Origin of the sequence: Pseudomonas izuensis, from assembly GCF_002356535.2 — a bacterium.
Classification (GTDB): Bacteria; Pseudomonadota; Gammaproteobacteria; order Pseudomonadales; family Pseudomonadaceae; genus Aquipseudomonas; species Aquipseudomonas izuensis.
Genome location: NZ_AP017423.2, coordinates 751,233 through 769,875 on the forward strand (window position 1 = coordinate 751,233; position 18,643 = coordinate 769,875).

General features: G+C 60.1%; 17 protein-coding genes, 1 other RNA gene and 1 pseudogene. 11 read left to right on the plus strand and 8 right to left on the minus strand.

The genetic code is table 11. The features are described from left to right. Positions 1-174 precede the first annotated feature (174 nt). Positions 175-939 (plus strand): sulfite exporter TauE/SafE family protein, encoded by a 765-nt coding sequence (locus LAB08_RS03285; RefSeq protein WP_096513543.1) that lies wholly within the window; start codon positions 175-177, stop codon positions 937-939. Here the strand turns inward: LAB08_RS03285 and LAB08_RS03290 are convergent. Beyond that, entirely contained in the window at positions 929-1,243 is a 315-nt protein-coding gene (locus tag LAB08_RS03290; protein WP_096515577.1) for a putative quinol monooxygenase, read from the minus strand. The two genes, LAB08_RS03285 and LAB08_RS03290, sit on opposite strands and share 11 nt — an antisense overlap. 161 nt (positions 1,244-1,404) lie before the next feature. Between LAB08_RS03290 and mdaB the strand changes: the two genes are divergently transcribed. The 8 genes from mdaB to LAB08_RS03330 all read left to right on the plus strand — a co-directional run bounded on the left by mdaB (position 1,405) and on the right by LAB08_RS03330 (position 9,981). After that, complete coding sequence (mdaB, locus tag LAB08_RS03295) at positions 1,405-1,995, plus strand: NADPH:quinone oxidoreductase MdaB (RefSeq protein WP_096513542.1); 591 nt, start codon at positions 1,405-1,407, stop codon at positions 1,993-1,995. Positions 1,996-2,060: 65 nt separating this feature from the next. Beyond that, positions 2,061-2,972 (plus strand): LysR family transcriptional regulator, encoded by a 912-nt coding sequence (locus LAB08_RS03300; RefSeq protein WP_096513541.1) that lies wholly within the window; start codon positions 2,061-2,063, stop codon positions 2,970-2,972. Between the two features lie 103 nt (positions 2,973-3,075). Continuing rightward, positions 3,076-3,969, plus strand: coding sequence for an NAD-dependent epimerase/dehydratase family protein (locus tag LAB08_RS03305; protein ID WP_096513540.1), 894 nt, complete (start codon positions 3,076-3,078; stop codon positions 3,967-3,969). Between the two features lie 205 nt (positions 3,970-4,174). Then, positions 4,175-5,620 (plus strand): SulP family inorganic anion transporter, encoded by a 1,446-nt coding sequence (locus LAB08_RS03310; protein WP_096513539.1) that lies wholly within the window; start codon positions 4,175-4,177, stop codon positions 5,618-5,620. 178 nt (positions 5,621-5,798) lie between these two features. After that, positions 5,799-7,148: a GntT/GntP/DsdX family permease gene (locus tag LAB08_RS03315; RefSeq protein WP_056854921.1), complete on the plus strand. Its 1,350-nt coding sequence runs from the start codon at positions 5,799-5,801 to the stop codon at positions 7,146-7,148. Positions 7,149-7,174: 26 nt separating this feature from the next. Continuing rightward, on the plus strand, positions 7,175-8,035 hold the full coding sequence (locus tag LAB08_RS03320) for a MurR/RpiR family transcriptional regulator (RefSeq protein ID WP_096513538.1): 861 nt from the start codon (positions 7,175-7,177) through the stop codon (positions 8,033-8,035). Position 8,036: 1 nt separating this feature from the next. After that, positions 8,037-9,518: an N-acyl-D-amino-acid deacylase family protein gene (locus LAB08_RS03325; protein WP_096513537.1), complete on the plus strand. Its 1,482-nt coding sequence runs from the start codon at positions 8,037-8,039 to the stop codon at positions 9,516-9,518. A 94-nt stretch (positions 9,519-9,612) separates the two neighbouring features. Then, positions 9,613-9,981, plus strand: coding sequence for a glyoxalase superfamily protein (locus tag LAB08_RS03330; protein ID WP_096513536.1), 369 nt, complete (start codon positions 9,613-9,615; stop codon positions 9,979-9,981). A 106-nt stretch (positions 9,982-10,087) separates the two neighbouring features. Here LAB08_RS03330 and LAB08_RS30715 read toward each other — a convergent pair whose 3' ends face one another. Further along, on the minus strand, positions 10,088-10,951 hold the full coding sequence (locus LAB08_RS30715) for a methyl-accepting chemotaxis protein (protein ID WP_372237759.1): 864 nt from the start codon (positions 10,949-10,951) through the stop codon (positions 10,088-10,090). After that, positions 10,946-12,007: pseudogene (locus LAB08_RS30720) on the minus strand (methyl-accepting chemotaxis protein); the annotation flags it as partial. The pseudogene LAB08_RS30720 and the gene LAB08_RS30715, both read right to left, overlap by 6 nt. Positions 12,008-12,275: 268 nt before the next feature. On the opposite strand from LAB08_RS30720, the gene pmrG reads away from it, so the two are divergent. Together pmrG and LAB08_RS03345 are read left to right on the plus strand one after the other, a co-directional pair. Then, the gene (gene pmrG / locus LAB08_RS03340; protein ID WP_096515575.1) at positions 12,276-12,947 is read left to right on the plus strand and encodes a lipopolysaccharide core heptose(II)-phosphate phosphatase PmrG; all 672 of its coding nucleotides are present in this window, start codon (positions 12,276-12,278) and stop codon (positions 12,945-12,947) included. A gap of 26 nt (positions 12,948-12,973) precedes the next feature. After that, a complete protein-coding gene (locus LAB08_RS03345) occupies positions 12,974-13,807 on the plus strand; it encodes a phosphatase PAP2 family protein (protein ID WP_096513534.1) in 834 nt (277 codons plus the stop codon). 198 nt (positions 13,808-14,005) lie between these two features. On the opposite strand, the gene LAB08_RS03350 is transcribed toward LAB08_RS03345, so the two are convergent. From LAB08_RS03350 to LAB08_RS03370, 5 genes are all read right to left on the minus strand, one after another. Further along, the gene (locus tag LAB08_RS03350; RefSeq protein WP_096513533.1) at positions 14,006-15,445 is read right to left on the minus strand and encodes an ArnT family glycosyltransferase; all 1,440 of its coding nucleotides are present in this window, start codon (positions 15,443-15,445) and stop codon (positions 14,006-14,008) included. Between the two features lie 82 nt (positions 15,446-15,527). Beyond that, positions 15,528-16,115 carry a ribosomal protein S5-alanine N-acetyltransferase gene (rimJ, locus tag LAB08_RS03355; RefSeq protein WP_096513532.1) on the minus strand — a complete coding sequence of 196 codons (588 nt, stop codon included), beginning with the start codon at positions 16,113-16,115 and terminating at the stop codon, positions 15,528-15,530. Between the two features lie 177 nt (positions 16,116-16,292). Next, the gene (locus tag LAB08_RS03360) at positions 16,293-17,699 is read right to left on the minus strand and encodes a DUF2252 domain-containing protein (protein WP_096513531.1); all 1,407 of its coding nucleotides are present in this window, start codon (positions 17,697-17,699) and stop codon (positions 16,293-16,295) included. 166 nt (positions 17,700-17,865) lie between these two features. Then, positions 17,866-18,263: a transfer-messenger RNA gene (gene ssrA / locus LAB08_RS03365) on the minus strand. A 97-nt stretch (positions 18,264-18,360) separates the two neighbouring features. Next, complete coding sequence (locus tag LAB08_RS03370) at positions 18,361-18,636, minus strand: PA2433 domain-containing protein (RefSeq protein ID WP_096513530.1); 276 nt, start codon at positions 18,634-18,636, stop codon at positions 18,361-18,363. Positions 18,637-18,643: the final 7 nt, after the last annotated feature.

The following is an 18,643-nucleotide window of genomic DNA, read 5'->3' on the forward strand; positions in this document are numbered from 1 at the left end:
GGCGTCTTCGCGAGCGGGCTCGCTCCCACATTTGAAATGCATTCCCCTGTGGGAGCGAGCCTGCTCGCGAAGGGGGCGGTAGCCTCGGCCTAAATTTCAGCCTCTTGGCGGGTGAGAGGCACCCTCAGTATATGGCAGATTTTCAACCGACCCTGCCGGGCTCACCATAGCCCCATGAATACACTCGCCGCGTTCTACCAAAACCTCGGTCTGGCCCTTTCAATACTGGTCATCGGCACCTTCCTGCTGGCCGGCATGATCAAGGGCGTGATCGGTCTCGGCCTGCCGACCATCGCCATGGGCTTGCTCGGTCTGGCTATGGCACCGTCGCAGGCTGCGGCGCTGTTGATCATTCCGGCAACGCTGACCAATGTCTGGCAACTGGCATTCGGTGGTCATTTGCTCGGGCTGATCAAACGGCTGTGGCCGATGTTGCTGGCCATTTTCATCGGCACCGGTGCGGGCACCCTATGGATCGGCATGGCGGGTGGGCACTGGGTGGTGCGGGGATTGGGGGCGGCGTTGTTGCTCTATGCATTGAGCGGGCTGTTCCTGCCGGCCTTGCGTGTCAGTGGGCGCACCGAAGCCTGGCTCGGTCCGTTGTGCGGGGGAGTGACCGGTGTGATCACCTCGGCCACCGGCGTGTTCGTGATTCCCGCGGTGCCCTACCTCCAGGCGCTGGGTTTGAGCCGGGATGAACTGGTGCAGGCGCTGGGACTGTCGTTCACCGTCTCGACCCTGGCCCTGGCCGGCGGGTTGTTATCGCGCGGCGCCCTCGGTGGTGGTGAGTTGAGCGCGTCGCTGTTGGCGCTGATCCCGGCAGTGCTCGGCATGTGGCTGGGGCAGTGGTTGCGCCAGCGGATCAGCGCCGTGTTGTTCAAGCGCGTGTTCTTTATCGGCCTGGGGTTGCTCGGCGGCCATCTGTTGATCAGCGGCTAGCGGACGACGCGCTGATCATCTCGATGGCGCGGATCTCGAAATCACGCTCCAGGTACTCATCGCGCTGCTCAAGAAACTGCTTCATGTGAGGCAGGTTCGAATGCACATCGAGGTGGGCCTGGGACTGCCAGATCTCGTAAAAGATAAACAGGGTCGGGTCCTGTTTGTCGCGCAGCATGTGGTACTCGATGCAACCCGGTTCGGCACGACTCGCTTCCACATGACGACTGAAAAACGCTTCGAAGGCGTCGGATTTTTCCGGGCGGGTCTTGGCGTGCAGGATGAAGCCTTGCAGTTCACTCATGAACATTTCTCCTCAAGTCAGAATTGGCCCCAGTCTAAGACAACAATCCCGTCCTGATTCGTGCGTATGGGTCAAATGAATTTTGTCCCACGAGTGCTTATTCCGCGCGAGGCCGATCGTTACGCTGCCGCCATCCATTTCTGACCTTCCCGAGACCTCTCATGAAAAAAGTACTGTTGCTCAATGGCGGCAAAAAATTCGCTCACTCCGATGGCCGCTACAACGCCACTCTGCATGAAGCTGCGTTGAGCGTGCTGGACCGTGGCGGCGTGGACGTCAAAGCCACGTTCATCGACGAGGGTTACGACGTTGCTGAAGAAGTCGCCAAATTCCTCTGGGCCGACGTGATCATTTACCAGATGCCTGGCTGGTGGATGGGCGCGCCGTGGACCGTCAAGAAATACATCGACGAAGTCTTTACCGAAGGTCATGGCAGCCTCTACGCCAGCGACGGCCGCACCCGTTCCGACGCCTCGCAGAAGTACGGCAGCGGCGGCCTGATTCAGGGCAAGCAGTACATGCTGTCGTTGACCTGGAACGCACCGCAGCAAGCCTTCGACGACCCGACCGACTTCTTCGAAGCCAAAGGTGTGGACGCGGTGTACTTCCCGTTTCACAAAGCCAACGAATTCCTCGGCATGACCGGTTTGCCGACGTTCCTCTGCGTGGATGTGATGAAGCGCCCGAACATCGAAAGCGATGTGGTGCGTTATGAACAGCATTTGACCGAGGTGTTTGGCCTTAAGGCGTAACGCTCGGCTACTATCGAAAGCATGACCCAAAAAAACCGTCGCTGAATTTTCGATAAGGAAAGCAGGTGAAAGCCAGATCCGATGAGTTGCAGATTTTCGTCTGCGTGATTGAGTGCGGGTCGATTTCGGCGGCGGCCGAGCAGGTCGGGCAAACGCCGTCGGCGGTCAGCCGCACGCTGTCGCGGCTGGAGGCCAAGCTCGATACGACGTTGATCAATCGCACCACGCGGCGCATGGACCTCACCGAGGAAGGCAAGTATTTCTTCGAGCACGCCAAGCTGATTCTTGATCAGATGGACGAACTCGAAGAGCGCTTGTCCTCCCGCCAGCAAACACCGTCCGGGCGCTTGCGCATCAATGCCGCCTCGCCGTTCATGCTGCACGCCATCGTGCCCTACATCGATGAGTTCCGCGGGCTCTACCCCGATATCCAGCTCGAACTCAACAGCAACGACCTGATCATCGACCTGCTCGAACAGAGCACCGACATCGCCATCCGCATCGGCACGCTGACCGACTCGACCCTGCACGCCCGCTCCCTGGGCTGCAGTCCGTTGCACATCGTCGCCAGCCCGGCGTACCTGGAAAAGCACGGTACACCGACGGCGGTGGCGGATCTGTCCGGCCATTCGCTGCTGGGCTTCACGCATAACGAAGGCCTCAATCAATGGCCGCTGCGCCATGTGCAGGGTGATCGCTGGCCGATCCAGGCGTCGCTCGGTGCCTCCAGCGGCGAGACCATCCGCCACCTGGCGCTGGAGGGCCAGGGCATCGCCAGCCTGTCGCACTACATGACCATCGAGGACATTCGTGCCGGGCGCTTGAAAGTGTTGCTGGCGGAGTTCAACAGTGGTTATCGCCAGCCCATCAACGCCGTGTACTACCGCAACTCGCAATTGGCGCTGCGAATCCAGTGTTTCCTGGACTTCATCCAGAGCAAGTTGGCGCTTTATGCGAGCTCGGATTTCAAGGGCTGATTCGTGATCCCTGCGCAAGAGTGAATTGGGTCAGCGGGGATTTTTCGCCACGGATCTCTCCCTGATACTCGTTGCATCACTTATCAACGCAGGGAGTTTCTCCATGAACGTATTCGTTACCGGCGCTGCCGGTTTTATCGGCGGCTCTATCGCCACAGGCCTGATCAAGGCCGGTCACAACGTCACCGGTCTGGTGCGCAACGCCGAACAAGCGGATGAGCTGAAAGCGCTGGGTATCACGCCAGTGATCGGCACGCTGGATGACAGTGCACTGCTGGCTGACCAGGCCCGGTCCGCCGACGCCGTGATCAACGCCGCCAGCAGCGACCATCGCGGCGCGGTGGAAGCTTTGCTCAATGCCTTGCGTGGCTCCAACAAGGTATTTCTGCACACCAGCGGTTCAAGCATCGTCGGCGATGCGTCGGGCGGCCAATCCAGTGAGGTCATTTACTTCGAAGACAACCTGCCGGAGCCGACCGTGGACAAGGCCGCGCGGGTGGCAATCGATAACCTGATCCTCGCTGCGGCGAAGGACGGGGTGAACTCGGCGGTCATTTGCAATACCCTGATCTACGGCCACAGCTTGGGTGTCCATCGCGACAGCGTGCAACTGCCGCGCTTGCTGAAACAGGCGCGTAAAAGTGGCGTGGTTCGCCATGTCGGCACCGGCCAGAACATCTGGTCCAACGTGCACATCGAAGACGTGGTGTCGCTGTACCTGCTGGCGCTGACCAAGAATATCCCGGGCACGTTCTACTTCGTCGAAAGCGGCGAAGCGTCGTTCATCGACATGACCACTACCATGGCGCAGGCGTTGAACCTGGGCGAGCCGCAAGACTGGCCGCTCAAAGACGCCGAGGCTGAGTGGGGCTACGAGATGGCCAACTATGGCCTGGGTTCCAACAGCCGTGTTCGCGGCAAGCATGCGCGGGAGTTGTTGGGGTGGGTGCCCAAACGCACTTCGGTGGTGGAATGGATTCTTCACGAAATGGTGTGAGTTCGCTGTAGTCCGCGTTGCCACCTTCGCGAGCAGGCTCGCTCCCACATTTAATATCATCGCTCACGGATTTTGTGTTCGACGAAGATCCACTGTGGGAGCGAGCCTGCTCGCGAAGGCATTTCTGAAGTTCCAACAACTGGCCGGGCTGCCCTCGATTCCGTAACATCCGCACACTCTTTCTCGCTATTCCCTGCGGTCCCCCATGAAACCAAAACACCTGCGCGCCGATGTCCTGGCCGGCCTCACCACGTCTTTTGCCCTGTTGCCCGAATGCATCGCTTTCGCGCTGGTGGCCCATCTCAACCCGCTGATGGGGCTGTATGGCGCGTTCATCATTTGCACGCTCACCGCGCTGTTCGGTGGCCGGCCGGGGATGGTGTCCGGGGCTGCGGGGTCGATGGCGGTGGTGATTGTCGCGCTGGTGGTGCAGCACGGTGTGCAGTACTTGCTGGCCACTGTGTTGCTGGGCGGTTTGATCATGTCCGCCTTCGGTTTGCTCAAGCTCGGCAAACTGGTGCGCATGGTGCCGCACCCGGTGATGCTCGGTTTCGTCAACGGCCTGGCGATCATCATCGCGCTTGCGCAGTTGGAGCATTTCAAGCGTGGTGATGCGTGGCTGAGCGGCGCGCCGCTGTACATCATGATTGGCCTGGTGGTTGTCACCATGGCGATTGTCTACGTGCTGCCGCGCCTGACCCGCGCGGTGCCGCCCGCACTGGCGGCGATTCTGGGAGTGGGCCTGGCGGTTTATCTATTGGGCCTGCCGACCCGCACCCTCGGCGACATGGCACACATTGCCGGCGGCTTGCCGACCTTTGCGTTGCCGGACATTCCGTGGAATCTGGACACCCTGCGCATCATTGCCCCTTACGCGATCCTGATGGCCTTGGTCGGCCTGCTGGAAACCCTGCTGACCCTGAACCTCACCGATGAAATCACCGAGAGCCGCGGTTATCCGGACCGAGAGTGCGTGGCGCTGGGGGCGGCGAATATGGTGTCCGGTGCCTTGGGCGGCATGGGTGGCTGCGCGATGATCGGCCAGACCGTGATCAACCTCAGTTCCGGTGGGCGAGGTCGTGTGTCCGGTGTGGTGGCCGGGGTGTCGATCTTGTTGTTCATCCTGTTTCTGTCGCCGCTGATCGAGCGCATTCCACTGGCAGCGCTGGTCGGGGTGATGTTCGTGGTATCGCAGCAAACCTTCGCCTGGGCTTCGCTGCGGGTGGTGAATAAGGTGCCGCTCAACGACGTACTGGTGATCGTCGCCGTGACGGTGATCACCGTGTTCACCGACCTGGCCACGGCGGTGCTGTGCGGGATCATCATTGCCGCGCTGAACTTTGCCTGGCAGCAGGCTCGCGAACTCTACGCAGACAGCCACGTTGAAGCCGATGGCAGCAAGCTTTACCGGCTGCATGGCACGCTTTTCTTCGCTTCGACGACACCGTTCCTCAATCAGTTCGACCCTGCCAACGACCCGTCGGTGGTGACGATCGATTGTCGTCATTTGAGTTTCGTCGACTACTCAGCCATTGCCGCACTCAAGACGCTGCGCGAGCGCTACGAAAAAGCCGGCAAACACCTGCGCGTGCTGCACTTGTCCGAGCGCTGCAGGAAACTGCTCAAGCGTGCTCGGGTGGACCACGATTGACGGCGCCCGGCGATGAAAATTCGCCGGTCCGATTTTCATTATTTGCGACACGGCATATCCCTCAGCGACATCACTTGCCTCTATACGAAAATTACTTTCACCTCGTTTGATAATCACGCCTCGAAATGTTTTAAGAGTTTCACAACTATTTCGACGTGACCCTCTCGAGGAGTACCGCATGACCCTGTCCTTCGGCTATTGGCTGTTGGTGTACGCCGCCATCGCCATCATCGCGCTGATCGTGTTGATCGCCCGTTACCGACTCAATCCGTTCATTGTTATCACCCTGATTTCCATCGGTCTGGCGCTGGTGGCGGGGATGCCGCCGTCCGGCGTGGTCGGGGCTTATGAGGCCGGAGTCGGCAAGACCCTGGGGCATATCGCGCTGGTGGTGGCGCTGGGTACGATGCTCGGCAAGATGATGGCCGAGTCCGGCGGTGCCGAGCAGGTGGCGCGGACCTTGATCGACCGTTTCGGCGAGAAGAACGCGCATTGGGCGATGGTCTGTATCGCGTTCCTGGTGGGCCTGCCGCTGTTCTTCGAGGTCGGTTTCGTGTTGCTGGTGCCGATTGCGTTTACCGTGGCGCGGCGGGTCGGCGTGTCGATCCTGATGGTCGGTTTGCCAATGGTTGCCGGCCTCTCGGTGGTGCATGCACTGGTACCGCCGCACCCGGCGGCTATGCTGGCGGTGCAGGTCTATCAGGCGTCGGTGGGGCAGACCTTGCTCTACGCAATTGCGATCGGCATTCCCACGGCGATCATCGCCGGTCCCCTGTACGCCAAATTCATCGTGCCGCGCATTCAGTTGCCGGCGGAAAACCCGCTGGAGCGCCAGTTCCTCGAACGTGAACCGCGTGACAGCCTGCCGGGGTTCGGCATCACCATGGCGACCATTCTGTTGCCGGTGGTGCTGATGTTGATCGGCGGTTGGGCCAACCTGATTTCTACGCCGGGCACCGGTTTCAACCAGTTCTTGCTGTTCATCGGCAACTCGGTGATCGCACTGCTGCTGGCGACCTTGCTGAGCTTCTGGACCCTCGGCCTGGCCCAGGGTTTCAACCGCGAATCGATCCTCAAGTTCACCAACGAATGCCTGGCGCCGACTGCCAGCATCACCCTGTTGGTGGGCGCTGGTGGTGGCTTGAACCGGATTCTGGTGGATGCTGGTGTCACTGACCAGATCGTCGGCCTGGCCCACGAATTCCATCTGTCGCCGCTGTTGATGGGCTGGCTGTTCGCCGCGCTGATGCGCATCGCCACCGGTTCGGCCACAGTGGCCATGACCACCGCGTCCGGCGTGGTCGCGCCTGTGGCCATCGGCCTGGGCTATCCACATCCGGAGCTGCTGGTGCTGGCGACCGGGGCCGGCTCGGTGATTTTTTCCCACGTCAACGACGGCGGCTTCTGGTTGATCAAGGAATACTTCAACATGACGGTGACCCAGACCTTCAAGACCTGGACCGTGCTTGAGACCCTGATCTCGCTCGTCGCCTTCGGCCTGACCGTTGGTCTTTCCTACCTGATTTAGCCCTGATTTAGCCGGAGTAGCCTGCCATGGACATCCTTTACCAGATTCGCGCCCGCCAGGATTCTTTCAGCGCCGGTGAAGGACGCATCGCCCGTCTGATGCTCGACGACGTAGGATTTGCCGCCTCCGCCAGCCTCGATGAGCTGGCGCAAAGGGCGGAAGTCAGTACCGCCACTTTGTCGCGTTTCGCTCGTACGGTCGGCTGCCGGGACTTGCGTGACCTGCGCCTGCAACTGGCCCAGGCCAGCGGTGTCGGCAGCCGGTTTCTCGACCCGGCGGGGACCCCAGAGCAGTCGGCATTCTATGGACAGATTGTGGGGGATATCGAATCGACCCTGCGCCAGCATCTGGCAGCGTTCGATGAGTCACGTTTCGCCGATGCGGTGAAACTGTTGGGCAAGGCGCGGATGATTCATGCCTTCGGCATGGGGGGCTGCTCGACCCTGTGCAGCGATGAGCTACAAGTGCGCCTGGTGCGGCTCGGCTACCCGATTGCGGTGTGCCATGACGCGGTGATGATGCGAATCACCGCCGCCAGCCTCAGTGCCGAGCACGTGGTCATCGTCTGCTCATTGACCGGCATCACCCCCGAGTTGCTCGAAACGGTGGAACTGGCCCGCAATTACGGCGCACGGATCCTGGCCATCACCCGCGGCGACTCGCCGCTGGCGCAACTGGCCGACATCGTGTTGCCACTGCAAAGTGCCGAAACCTCCTTCATCTACAAACCGACGGCGGCACGCTACGGCATGCTGCTCGCCATTGATGTGCTTGCCACCGAGCTGGCACTGGCCAATCCTGAAGACAATCAAGAGCGTCTGCGGCGAATCAAACTCGCCCTGGACGATTACCGCGGCGGCGACGATCACCTGCCGCTGGGAGACTGACATGCAGTACGACACGCTGATCCGCAACGCCCTGATCATCGATGGCAGCAACAGCCCCGGTTACCCCGCCGACGTGGCGCTACTCAACGGTCGCATCGAGCGCATCGGCGACTTGCACGATGCCCGCGCCGCTGAAGAAATCGATGCGAAGGGTCACGTGCTGGCGCCTGGGTTCATCGACGTGCACACCCACGACGACACCGTGGTGATCCGCCAGCCGCAGATGCTGCCCAAGCTCAGTCAGGGCGTGACCACGGTGATCGTCGGCAACTGCGGGATCAGCGCCTCGCCGGTGAGTCTGCGCGGCGATCCGCCGGACCCGATGAACCTGCTCGGCACATCCGCTGCGTTTGTTTACCCTAAATTCAGCGATTACCGTGCCGCTGTCGAAGCGGCGAACACCACGCTGAACGTTGCCGCCCTGGTCGGTCATACCGCGTTGCGCAGCAATCACCTCGATGACCTGTATCGCACCGCCACGCCTGATGAAATCACCGGCATGCGTGAGCAACTGCGCGAAAGCCTGGAGGACGGGGCACTGGGCTTGTCCACCGGTCTTGCCTACGCCAGCGCCTTCTCGGCGTCCACCGATGAAGTCATGCAACTGACCGAAGAGCTCACGGCTTTCGGCGCGGTGTACACCACCCATTTGCGCAGCGAATTCGAACCGGTGCTGGAGGCCATGGACGAGGCATTCCAGATCGGCCGCCACGCGAAATCCCCGGTGATCATTTCCCACCTCAAATGTGCCGGCGCCGGTAATTGGGGGCGCAGTCCGCAACTGCTGACATCGCTGGAAGAAGCGGCGAAAACCCACCCCGTGGGCTGCGACTGCTATCCCTATGCGGCAAGCTCCTCGACCCTGGACCTCAAGCAAGTCACCGATGCCCACCGCATCACCATCACCTGGTCCACGCCCCATCCGGAAATGGGTGGCCGCGACCTGATAGACATCGCCGCGCAATGGAACCTGTCCTTGCTCGATGCGGCCCGCCAACTGCAACCGGCCGGCGCGGTGTATTACGGGATGGACGAAGCCGATGTGCGAAGGATCCTCGCGCATCCGTTGTCGATGGTCGGCTCCGATGGCTTGCCGGAAGATCCGTTCCCACATCCACGGCTGTGGGGGGCATTCCCGCGAGTGCTCGGACATTTCAGCCGAGACGTAGGACTGTTTCCGCTGCACACCGCCGTGCACAAGATGACCGGGCTGTCGGCAGCGCGATTCGGCTTGAAGGGCAGGGGCGAGATCCGTGAAGGGCATTGGGCAGACCTGGTGTTGTTCGACCCGGCATCCATTCGTGATGTGGCCGACTTCAATGACCCGCAACGGGCAGCCGAAGGCATCGAAGGCGTGTGGGTCAACGGTGTGCTGAGTTACCGCGACGGTCAGGCGAACGGACGCAGGGAAGGGCGGTTTCTGGCGCGGGAAGGGGATTTGCGCGACGGCTTTCTGAGCGTTTTGGGGGGTGCGTCACAGTGATGGCATATTGAGATTAAAGAATGCCTGCACCAAGCCGATTCGCTGACGTACCGCCCGGCTACACTGTGGGCTACTTCTGTCTGGGAGCAACTCGATGAGCTTCGGCAAAACCACTCCGATCCTGCGGATCTTCGATGAAAACAAGGCGGTTGAGTTCTACGTCGACTTCCTTGGATTCAAGATCGACTGGCAGCACCGCTTCGAAGCCAACTTCCCGTTGTACCTGCAAGTGTCCCGTGGCGAATGTGTATTGCACCTGTCCGAACATCACGGCGACGCGACACCAGGCTCGGCCCTGCGCATCGAGACCGATGAACTGGAAGCCTTTCAGCAGCAGCTGCTGGCCAAGGATTATTCATTCTCCCGCCCGCAGATCCAGGCGATGCCGTGGGGCAGCCAGGACATGACCATCAGCGATCCGTTTGGCAATCGGTTGGTGTTTACCAATGCGATTAGCGTGTAAACGTTAGACCGCTTTCGCGAGCAGGCTCGCTCCCACAGGGTGTTCATTGAACCTGTGGGAGCGAGCCTGCTCGCGAAGGGGCCTTTCATTCAATGCAGATTGAGCGTCAGACCCGGAAGTGGCTGACCATCATCTGCAACTGATTCCCCAACCGCGCCAGTTCGACACTGGACTTGGCCGTCTCATCGCTGGCCGCAGCGGTCTGTTCCGAAACATCGCGCACATTGATGATGCTGCGGCTGATCTCTTCGGCCACGGCGCTTTGCTGCTCGGCTGCGGCGGCGATTTGCTGGTTCATCGACTGGATGTTGGACACCGTGCGGGTGATGCTTTCCAGTGACTCGCCGGCCTTGCGGGTCAGGGCCACGCTGCTGTCGGTGAGAACGCGGCTGTTGTTCATCACTGCCGAGACTTGTTGCGTGCCGTTTTGCAGACCGGCGACCAGGCCTTCGATTTCTTCGGTGGATTTTTGCGTGCGCTGGGCCAGGCCACGGACCTCGTCGGCCACCACGGCAAAGCCACGCCCGGCTTCACCGGCACGGGCGGCTTCGATGGCGGCGTTGAGCGCCAGCAGGTTGGTCTGTTCCGCTACTGCCTTGATCACGTCCATGACACTGCCGATCTTGTCGCTTTCCTGTTGCAGCACGCTCATGGCCTCGGTGGAACGCACCACTTCGCTGGCCAGGCGCTCGATCTGTGCAATCGCTTCGTTGACGACCTTGTCACCTTCGCGGGCTTCACCGTCGGCAGCGGCGGCGGCCTGCGAGGCCTGTTCGGCGTTGCGCGCAACTTCCTGAACCGTGGCCGTCATCTCGTGCATGGCAGTGGCGACCTGGTCGGTCTCGACCTTCTGGCTGTTGACCCCGGCGCTGGTTTGCTCGGTCACGGCCGACAGCTCTTCGGCGGCGCTGGCGATCTGGGTGACGCCGTCGCGGATACCGCTGATCAGGTCGCGCAGGGTCACGCCCATGCGTGCAATGCCTTGCTGCAATACACCGAGTTCGTCGCGGCGGGTCACCCTGACGTTATGGGACAAGTCACCGCTGGCGATGCGATCGACCACGGCCAGGGTATCGCGCAACGGGCCGGTGATCTGGCGGGTGATGAGGACGGCGGCAATGATGCCTACCAGCAGCGCCAGCAATGTGCTGACCAGTTGCAGGGTGCGCGCCTTGGCGCTTTCGGCATCGCGGCGGTCGAGCTGGATCTGATACAGCTGCTCGCTCAGGGAGACGATGGCAGCGCCCTCGTCGGTCATTTCCTTGCGCGCTTGCACCACATCGATGTTCGCGGTTTTGTAAGCCTGCAAGGCGTTGCGGTAGTTGCCCAGCGCGGTGACCAGTTGAGGCAGGGCGTCTGGTTGCACGTCGGCGAAATGCACGCTGAGCGGTTTCAGGCTGGCGATGGCGGCGTCCAGTTGGGTGACGGCTTTCTGCTCGGTCTCGGCGTTGGTGGAAGCGGTGTAGCCGCGCACTTCGTAGCGGGCCAGCAGGAACGCTTCCCGGGCGGCGGTGATGGCCTGGAACTGTTCGAAACGCTGATCGCCGGGCGGCAGTTGTTGCACACCGGTGTTCAAGGCGTTGATCAGCGTGTTGGCGGTTTCGGCATTGGCGGTCATGACGTCCCGTGCGCTGTTGCCGGCGCGGTAGGCGCCACGCATTTTGTCCAGCGACGTCTTGTAGGCGTCGATGACGGCACCTTGCTCTTTGAGCAACTTGAGGTTTTCCGGGCTCTTGAATTTCACCAGCAGGGCCTGCTGTTGCGCGGAAAAGGCTTCCAGGCTGGTCTGGACGGTCTGGGCGGTGGTTTCGTCGCCGTTGGTCAGCATGTATTGCAGGCGAACCACACGCAGTTTGGTCAGCCCGGCATTGAGCTGGGTGATGTCGCTCATCCAGTTGCTGCGGTCAATCAAGCTGCCGAGGCTGGTCCAGCCGGTGAGGGCGAGGACGCAGGTCAGGGCCAGGACCAGGCCGAATCCCAGGCCCAGTTTCAGGTTCACGCTGATATTGCCGAACCAGCTATTCATCAAAATTCCTCCAGGAACGTGGTGCTTCTTTATCGTCGGTTGGCTGGAAGATTGTTGTTTTTAGGTGCCAGCAAGGTGTGTAGAAGGTCTGTATCGGCCGCGATCACCAGAGCTGAAAGGATTTTGTGGCCAGTTCTGTAACAAGACTTTTGCGTCTTTTGTGCGGCCCTTAAGCTTTTTTTCACAATCGTTTCACTGCCTGCCCACGCCCGTCTCTGTACCCTCAGCCCATCCAACGAAGTGGTGTATGCCGGCGAGGCGGCTTGATGTGGAATTGAGACTGAGTCTGTTCGGTATAAATCGCTCGATCGATCTGAGCCGTTTGGCCCGGCATCGCAAAGCAGTCGTGGTGCTGGCCTCGGCGCTGCTGGTGATCCCGTTGACGGTGTTCTTACTTCGTCCTGCCGCCGTGCCGGACCTGGCCCATGGCAACGTCGCCGGTGCCCGGGCGTTGCAGACAGGATGGGCCAAGGGTGACATCATTGTGCTGGTGCGCCATGTCGAGCGCTGCGATCACTCCCCGGCGCCTTGCCTGAGTGGCAACGACGGGATTACCGATCGCTCGCGCAGTGTGGCGGTGGACGTCGGCGCGCAGTTCGAACATTTGGGTATCGACAAGGCTGACATCTACAACAGCCCGATGATGCGCACGGCGCAGACCGCTGGTTTCATGTTCAACAAGGTCGGTGTGGGTGACGAGTGGTTGGTGAACTGCAAGGGCACCATGTTGCGCGACGCACTGGCGCACAAGGTCGCCGGGCGCAACCTGATCCTGGTGACCCATAGCGAATGCATGTCGGAACTGGAGAAAGACCTCAAGTTGCCGGCCTCGACCCTGGGGTACGGCGCTTCGCTGTTTATCGATGCCGAAACGCTGCAGAAGCCGCACATGCTCGGTTACATTGAAGCCTCGGACTGGCGTTCGATGACCTCTAAATAAATTCACTCTATGGATCAGGACACACGATTTTGACTTCCACCCGCTCCCGTTTTTACTGGATGAACTTCGGTATTCCGCTGGTCTGTGCCGCCGTAGTGTTCCTGATGTTCGACATGACAAAAATCGACATCGCCTTCAGCGATCTTTTTTTTGATCCGGTGACGCAGACCTTTCCGCTGGAACACGTACATCTGTTCGAAAAGATCACCCATAAATGGGCGCGGATCATCCCGAACTGGACCGGCGAAATTGCGATCATCGGTGCCTTGGTGTCGTTTCTGTGGCCGCGGCTGAAGGCGGAGAAACACACGAAGTTCATCGCGTTCCTGGAAAAAATCAGAGTCGCGCCCGTGCTGCGGTTTGCCACCAAACACCGGCGGGATTTTCTCTACGTGGTGTTCGCGTTTTCCATCTGCACCGGTGTCATCCATTACCTCAAGAGCCATACCAGCGTGTACTGCCCGATTGAAACGACGCAGTACGGGGGCAAAATCGAGCACAAGGAATGGTACGAGAATTTCGATTTGCTGAAGGAGGCCGGTGATGGCCGCTGCTGGCCCGGTGGGCATGCCTCCGGTGGCTTTACTATGTTGGCGCTGTACTTCGTCGCGCGCCGTTATCGCTGGCGTTATTCCAAGGCGCTGATGTACGGCTCGCTGGGGTTGGGTTTCGTGTATGGCACGACGCGGGTGCTGCAAGGCTGGCACTACATGTCCCACACCTTCTGGTCCGGAATCTTCGTGTGGTTGGCTTGTTTGCTGACGGCGCTGGCGTTTTATGGGCGGGCGCGGCTGGAGCAACCTGTGTTGAAAAAGCATGAAGGAACGCAGTTGGGGGCTCAGGCTGAGTCTGTGAACTGAAATATTTGTTGCATGGCGAAACCCGTCTCCTGAGTAAGGGGGCGGGTTTTTTATTGTCTGGGATATCGCTTTCGCGAGCAGGCTCGCTCCCACAATGGATTGATGTCGTTCACGAAACCTGTGAATGACGATGTTCCTGTGGGAGCGAGCCTGCTCGCGAAGAACGATAACGCGGTCGTTCAGACTGAGTCCTGCGACTCACTGACCGACGAAGTAATATGCCTGCTGCCCCACCTTCATCGTCTTGAGCACCTTCAGCGGTGCGACAGGTTCAGCATTGCCGGACAGGATCGCGACATGATCGGGCGATGCCCTCAGAAATTCATGAAGCTGCGCCTCGGTATCGAGCCCCTTGAGCAGGCTGCGGGTATAGAACACGCTGGCGCCGCCCACCCGTTCATTGGCCTGGAACAGCGCGACCTGTTGCCCATGGGCCTGCATCGACTGGATCTGTTCGATCAGGGGCAGGAAAGACAATTTGCGATCGGCATGGGGCAGCGCCCATTGCGCGGCCGCGAGGTAGCCACCGATGACCACGGTCAGCGTGCCGATGGCCAGGCCGTGGCGGTATCCGGCGAGGCGCCCCAGCCAGGTCGAAGAGCCTTCCCGGGCCTTCAGGCGTTCGAACAGCACACTCGCGTATTCGGCCGCGATGACCGCAGCGGCGGGTGTCATCGACATCAGGTATACGGTGCGTTTGCTCGACGCCAACGTCAGCATCACAAACTGCGCCAGTACCCACAGGGTGAAGAACAGCAAGTAACGGTTGGCCACCAGGCTTTTGCGAAAGTGCCACAGTCCCAGGTACACCAGAATGTTCCAGGGCAGAAATGCTTGCGGCAGTTTGGCCAGGTAGTAGTAGAACGGTTCGTAATGCCCGGCCTCGACGAAGGCGCCGCTGAACCGACCGACACTGTTGGTCAGCAACACGTCGGTCACCGCCTGGATGCCGTCGCGCCGATACAACACGGCGAGCCAGATCATCAGAGGCACCAGCCCCAGCAGCGTCAGTAGCCCTGGCCGCAACCAGTCCGCCAGCTTCACGCGTCTGTCCATCAAAGTCTCGGCCAACAGGCACGCGAAGATCACCACCCCCGGCATGGCCAGGCCCAGTACGCCTTTGCTCAATGTGGCGACCGCGATGCCCGAGGCAAACAGCAAACCGTTGCCGACGCCCGCCTGTCGTTGCCCGGCAAAGAACGCCAACAGGGCCATGCTCACGCCGAGGGCGAGCAGCGCATCCTCGCCGACACCGCGCACGTTGCTCCAGTAACTGGCCATGGTCGCCAGCAAAATGGCGGCGGTCCATGCAACGGTGACGGGCCGGCCATAGCGGCGCAGCATCCCGTACAGCAGCATCACGCTGAACAGCCCGGCAAACGCCGATGTCAGGCGCACGGCCCAGGGTGTGCCGCCCAATTCACGGATCGCGGCGGCATCGAGCCACAGGCTCAGGGGTGGTTTTTCCAGAAACGGTTCGCTGAACAGGCGGGGCGTCACCCAATCGTTTTCCAGCTGCATTTCCATGGCGATCCCGGCGACCCGGGGTTCGGTGGAACCTTGTAACTGGTGATTGCCCAAGGCAAAGAAAAACAGCATCGCGGCAAGCAGCAAGAGCGAAGTGGCGGGGCGCGACATGGGCTTCTGGTGACCGAAGGAGGACCGGGAAAGCCCAGCATACGAGGCGATAACTTAACGAATCGTGAACGGCGAGTGAAACTTACGAAAGCTGTCGCGACCAGAGCTCGTCCGGGTTTTCGTAAACCTTGCTGACCAGCGCCGTCAGCACATGATCCTGCCAGCGCCCGGCAATGTTCAGGTACGCCTTGGCATACCCCTCGCGCTCGAAACCCAGGCGCTCCAGCAACCGCGCGCTGCGTTCGTTACCGGGGATGTAGTTGGCCATGATCCGGTGCAGGTTCATGGTTTCGAACATATAACCGATGCCCGCCTCGAGCGCTTCCTGCATCAGGCCCTGGCCCTGGCGGGATTGGCAAATGTGGTAGCCGAGATAGCACGCCTGAAAGGCCCCGCGAACGATACCGCTGAAATTGCACGCGCCGATCATCTGCTCGCTGTCGCGATCCAGCACCGCAAAATGCACCGCGTACCCTTCGTCGAAGGCCATTTCCTGCTGCGCCAGGCGCGAACGTATTTTTTCCGGGCTGTAGTAATCGTCCGGCCGAACCGGCGACCACGGTGCGAGATGTGCCTGGTTGCGTCGATAGAAATCGCTTTCCAGCACGGCCTGGCTGGGGCTCAGGATCGCCAGCGTCAGGCGTTTGCAGGGCAGGGTGAGGATCGTCATCTGGCGCTCCGGGCGCTATGCCCTATCGGTGGAGAGAGTGACGAGCAATCTACAGGCAAAAAAAAGCCCGCGGGAGGGCGGGCAAACCGTAGTTTCTTGAATGAGCGAGGCAAATGTACAGGGTGGGGCATTAAGGTGGGGTGAAGAAAAGTTCATGTCTCGGTCGATGAGCCAGGCTCAAGGCAAATGATCCGCCGCAAAATCGGCGTCTGAACGTGCGCGTAGCGTCCCCTTGCGGCAGGCTTGCTGGAAGCGTTCGAAGTCGCGTTCGTTTTGCTCGGTATAGCCTTGGGCATACGTGTAGAGCGCATCGGCCAGTGCGTCGCCTTTGCCGATGTAGCCGCTGATCACCGCGGCGTGCCCCGATGACTTGGCATGCGCGCGGGCCAATGCCCGCCCGCAAAGCCGCCCGTAGGCGGCAAAGGCTTCGCCATCGAAGGTTTCCAGTTCGGCCGAGATTTTCATGTCGCGCAATTGCCGAACATAAAAATGACGTCCGCTGGGGCCGGTGGTCCAACCGAGGAACAAATCACTGGCCGATTGCATGAGCCGCTGGCCATCGACGACGCGCTGGCCTTCATGTCGTACCCGTGACTTACGTTTAACGTAGTTGGCCAGCACCGAGGGGCGTGCTTCCTTGAATTGCAGGAACAACGGGAAGTTCTGCCCGTCAGTCAGCAGGGCCACCAGGCAGCGGGTGCCGACGCTACCGACGCCCACCACTTTGAATGCCATGTCCTGAGCCTCGAAGCGTGACAACAGTTCACGGCGATCGGCTTGCAGCGTGACGCGGTAATCGCGCATGAGTGTGTCGAACAGCGGTCGCCAGTCGGACAACCGCAGCCAGTCATCGTCGGCATCGAGCAGCGTGGTGCTGTTATGCAGGTGGAAGATTTCCGGCAGGTCATCGCGAATGATCAGGCGACCTTTGGCGTCGCGCTCGCTTATTTTGGGCAACAGTTCGGCGTGGGTGCGCCGCTCGGCTTTTTCGATGGCGCGCTGCACATGCTCCAGCGTGCTTTTGTTTGCCTGCTGCAGCAGATCGTCATAGCTGATGGATTCGTACCAGGTTTCCAGCGCGCTCTGTTCGGCGCACTCAAGCAGGGTCTTCTGATAGGCCCTCACCACTTCATGACAGATCGCTTCTTCAACCGAACCGCCATGACGCAGGTCGCGGGCGGCCACCAGAAAACTCGCGACCAGGCGTTTCAAATCCCACTCCCAAGGTCCGGGATGGGCTTCGTCAAAGTCGTTGACGCTGAACAGCAGATTGCGTTCGGGTGTGGCAAAGCCACCGAAATTCATCAGGTGACAGTCGCCGCAGATCGGCGACACCAGCCCCATGTCCGGTGTTCCCGCCAGGTCGTGTGCATGCAGCAATGCATTGCCCCGGTAAAAGGTAAACGGCGACACGAGCATGCGCCCGTAACGCAACTCGACCAGCGACTTGACCCGCCCCTGACTCGACGCCTTGATCAACGGAATCGGATCGCGATTGGCTTTTCCCAGCGAAGCCTGAGCGCTGCGCGGGCACTTCTTGCGCGCGTCCTTGCCTTGTTTGAAATCGTCTTTGAGGGAGGTCATGGGGGCTCATTTCGGCGGTTGTTTTAGGTGATTGCCGATTGAGTGTAGAAGGGCAGGGAGCAGGTGTGGTCAACGGCTGGCGAGGGACACGTGATAATCGTGGGCAACAAAAAAGCCGTAAAGCGTTGGCTTTACGGCTTTTTCGAGTCTTCCCGGGAAGACGAATTGGTGGAGCCGGGGGGATTTGAACCCCCGTCCGCCAGTACTCCGCTGTCGGTACTACATGCGTAGCCGTGTCTATTAAGTTAACCCTCAGCGACCCGACGGGCAGGGTGCTTTGGGCGAGTTGTGTAAGTTTTAGCCGCTTCGTCCACAACGTACTGCACGGCGATTCTGTTCTATATGACAATCATTTCGGGTTTACAGACATCCCCTAATGATTGCTGGACCCGAAGGTACCAGAAGCTCAGGATCTAAGGCTGCTTACGCAGCGATAGCGAATTCCTGGCCGTAGTTTTCGTCATTGGCAACTATAAGAAGTTGCAACAGTGGATTTACGAGTTCTGTTACCAACTCGGCATGCACCTAAAGTTTCGCAACCGGCGTCGAATCCTAAACGGCCCCGAACTCATTGCTCGTGAATCAAATGAGCAACAAGCCTGTACAGTCTACGTCAATGTGACCCGGAAGGCCAACCCGAAGGTTGGCCTTGAGCCAAGAGTTACTTTCCGCCTTTGCTCGCGTTCTTGAGGTCCTGGATGGTTTGGTTGGTCTCGGCAATGCAATCATCAATACCTTGTTTGGTGCCTTTTGCCTGGTCGGCTTGGGCTTTCTCGACAGAGTCCGCTACCTGGTCAGTCATTTCGGGAGGAATCTGTGCCTTTGCGTTTTCGATGGTTTTCAGATTGAGCGCGCATTGATCTTTTTCGGCGGCAAACGAGGGGGAGGCCAGCATTGAGGCAGTAACGAACAGACCAAACAGTACAGAACGTTTCATGAGTATC

What these genes read in the sequence shown, in the direction of transcription:
- LAB08_RS03285 (WP_096513543.1), top strand. Translation starts at nt 175, where the DNA reads ATGAATACACTCGCCGCGTTCTACCAAAACCTCGGTCTGGCCCTTTCA.
- LAB08_RS03290 (WP_096515577.1), bottom strand. Translation starts at nt 1,243, where the DNA reads ATGAGTGAACTGCAAGGCTTCATCCTGCACGCCAAGACCCGCCCGGAA.
- mdaB (WP_096513542.1), top strand. Translation starts at nt 1,405, where the DNA reads ATGAAAAAAGTACTGTTGCTCAATGGCGGCAAAAAATTCGCTCACTCC.
- LAB08_RS03305 (WP_096513540.1), top strand. Translation starts at nt 3,076, where the DNA reads ATGAACGTATTCGTTACCGGCGCTGCCGGTTTTATCGGCGGCTCTATC.
- LAB08_RS03310 (WP_096513539.1), top strand. Translation starts at nt 4,175, where the DNA reads ATGAAACCAAAACACCTGCGCGCCGATGTCCTGGCCGGCCTCACCACG.
- LAB08_RS03315 (WP_056854921.1), top strand. Translation starts at nt 5,799, where the DNA reads ATGACCCTGTCCTTCGGCTATTGGCTGTTGGTGTACGCCGCCATCGCC.
- LAB08_RS03320 (WP_096513538.1), top strand. Translation starts at nt 7,175, where the DNA reads ATGGACATCCTTTACCAGATTCGCGCCCGCCAGGATTCTTTCAGCGCC.
- LAB08_RS03325 (WP_096513537.1), top strand. Translation starts at nt 8,037, where the DNA reads ATGCAGTACGACACGCTGATCCGCAACGCCCTGATCATCGATGGCAGC.
- LAB08_RS03330 (WP_096513536.1), top strand. Translation starts at nt 9,613, where the DNA reads ATGAGCTTCGGCAAAACCACTCCGATCCTGCGGATCTTCGATGAAAAC.
- LAB08_RS30715 (WP_372237759.1), bottom strand. Translation starts at nt 10,951, where the DNA reads ATGGGCGTGACCCTGCGCGACCTGATCAGCGGTATCCGCGACGGCGTC.
- LAB08_RS03350 (WP_096513533.1), bottom strand. Translation starts at nt 15,445, where the DNA reads ATGTCGCGCCCCGCCACTTCGCTCTTGCTGCTTGCCGCGATGCTGTTT.
- rimJ (WP_096513532.1), bottom strand. Translation starts at nt 16,115, where the DNA reads ATGACGATCCTCACCCTGCCCTGCAAACGCCTGACGCTGGCGATCCTG.
- LAB08_RS03360 (WP_096513531.1), bottom strand. Translation starts at nt 17,699, where the DNA reads ATGACCTCCCTCAAAGACGATTTCAAACAAGGCAAGGACGCGCGCAAG.
- LAB08_RS03370 (WP_096513530.1), bottom strand. Translation starts at nt 18,636, where the DNA reads ATGAAACGTTCTGTACTGTTTGGTCTGTTCGTTACTGCCTCAATGCTG.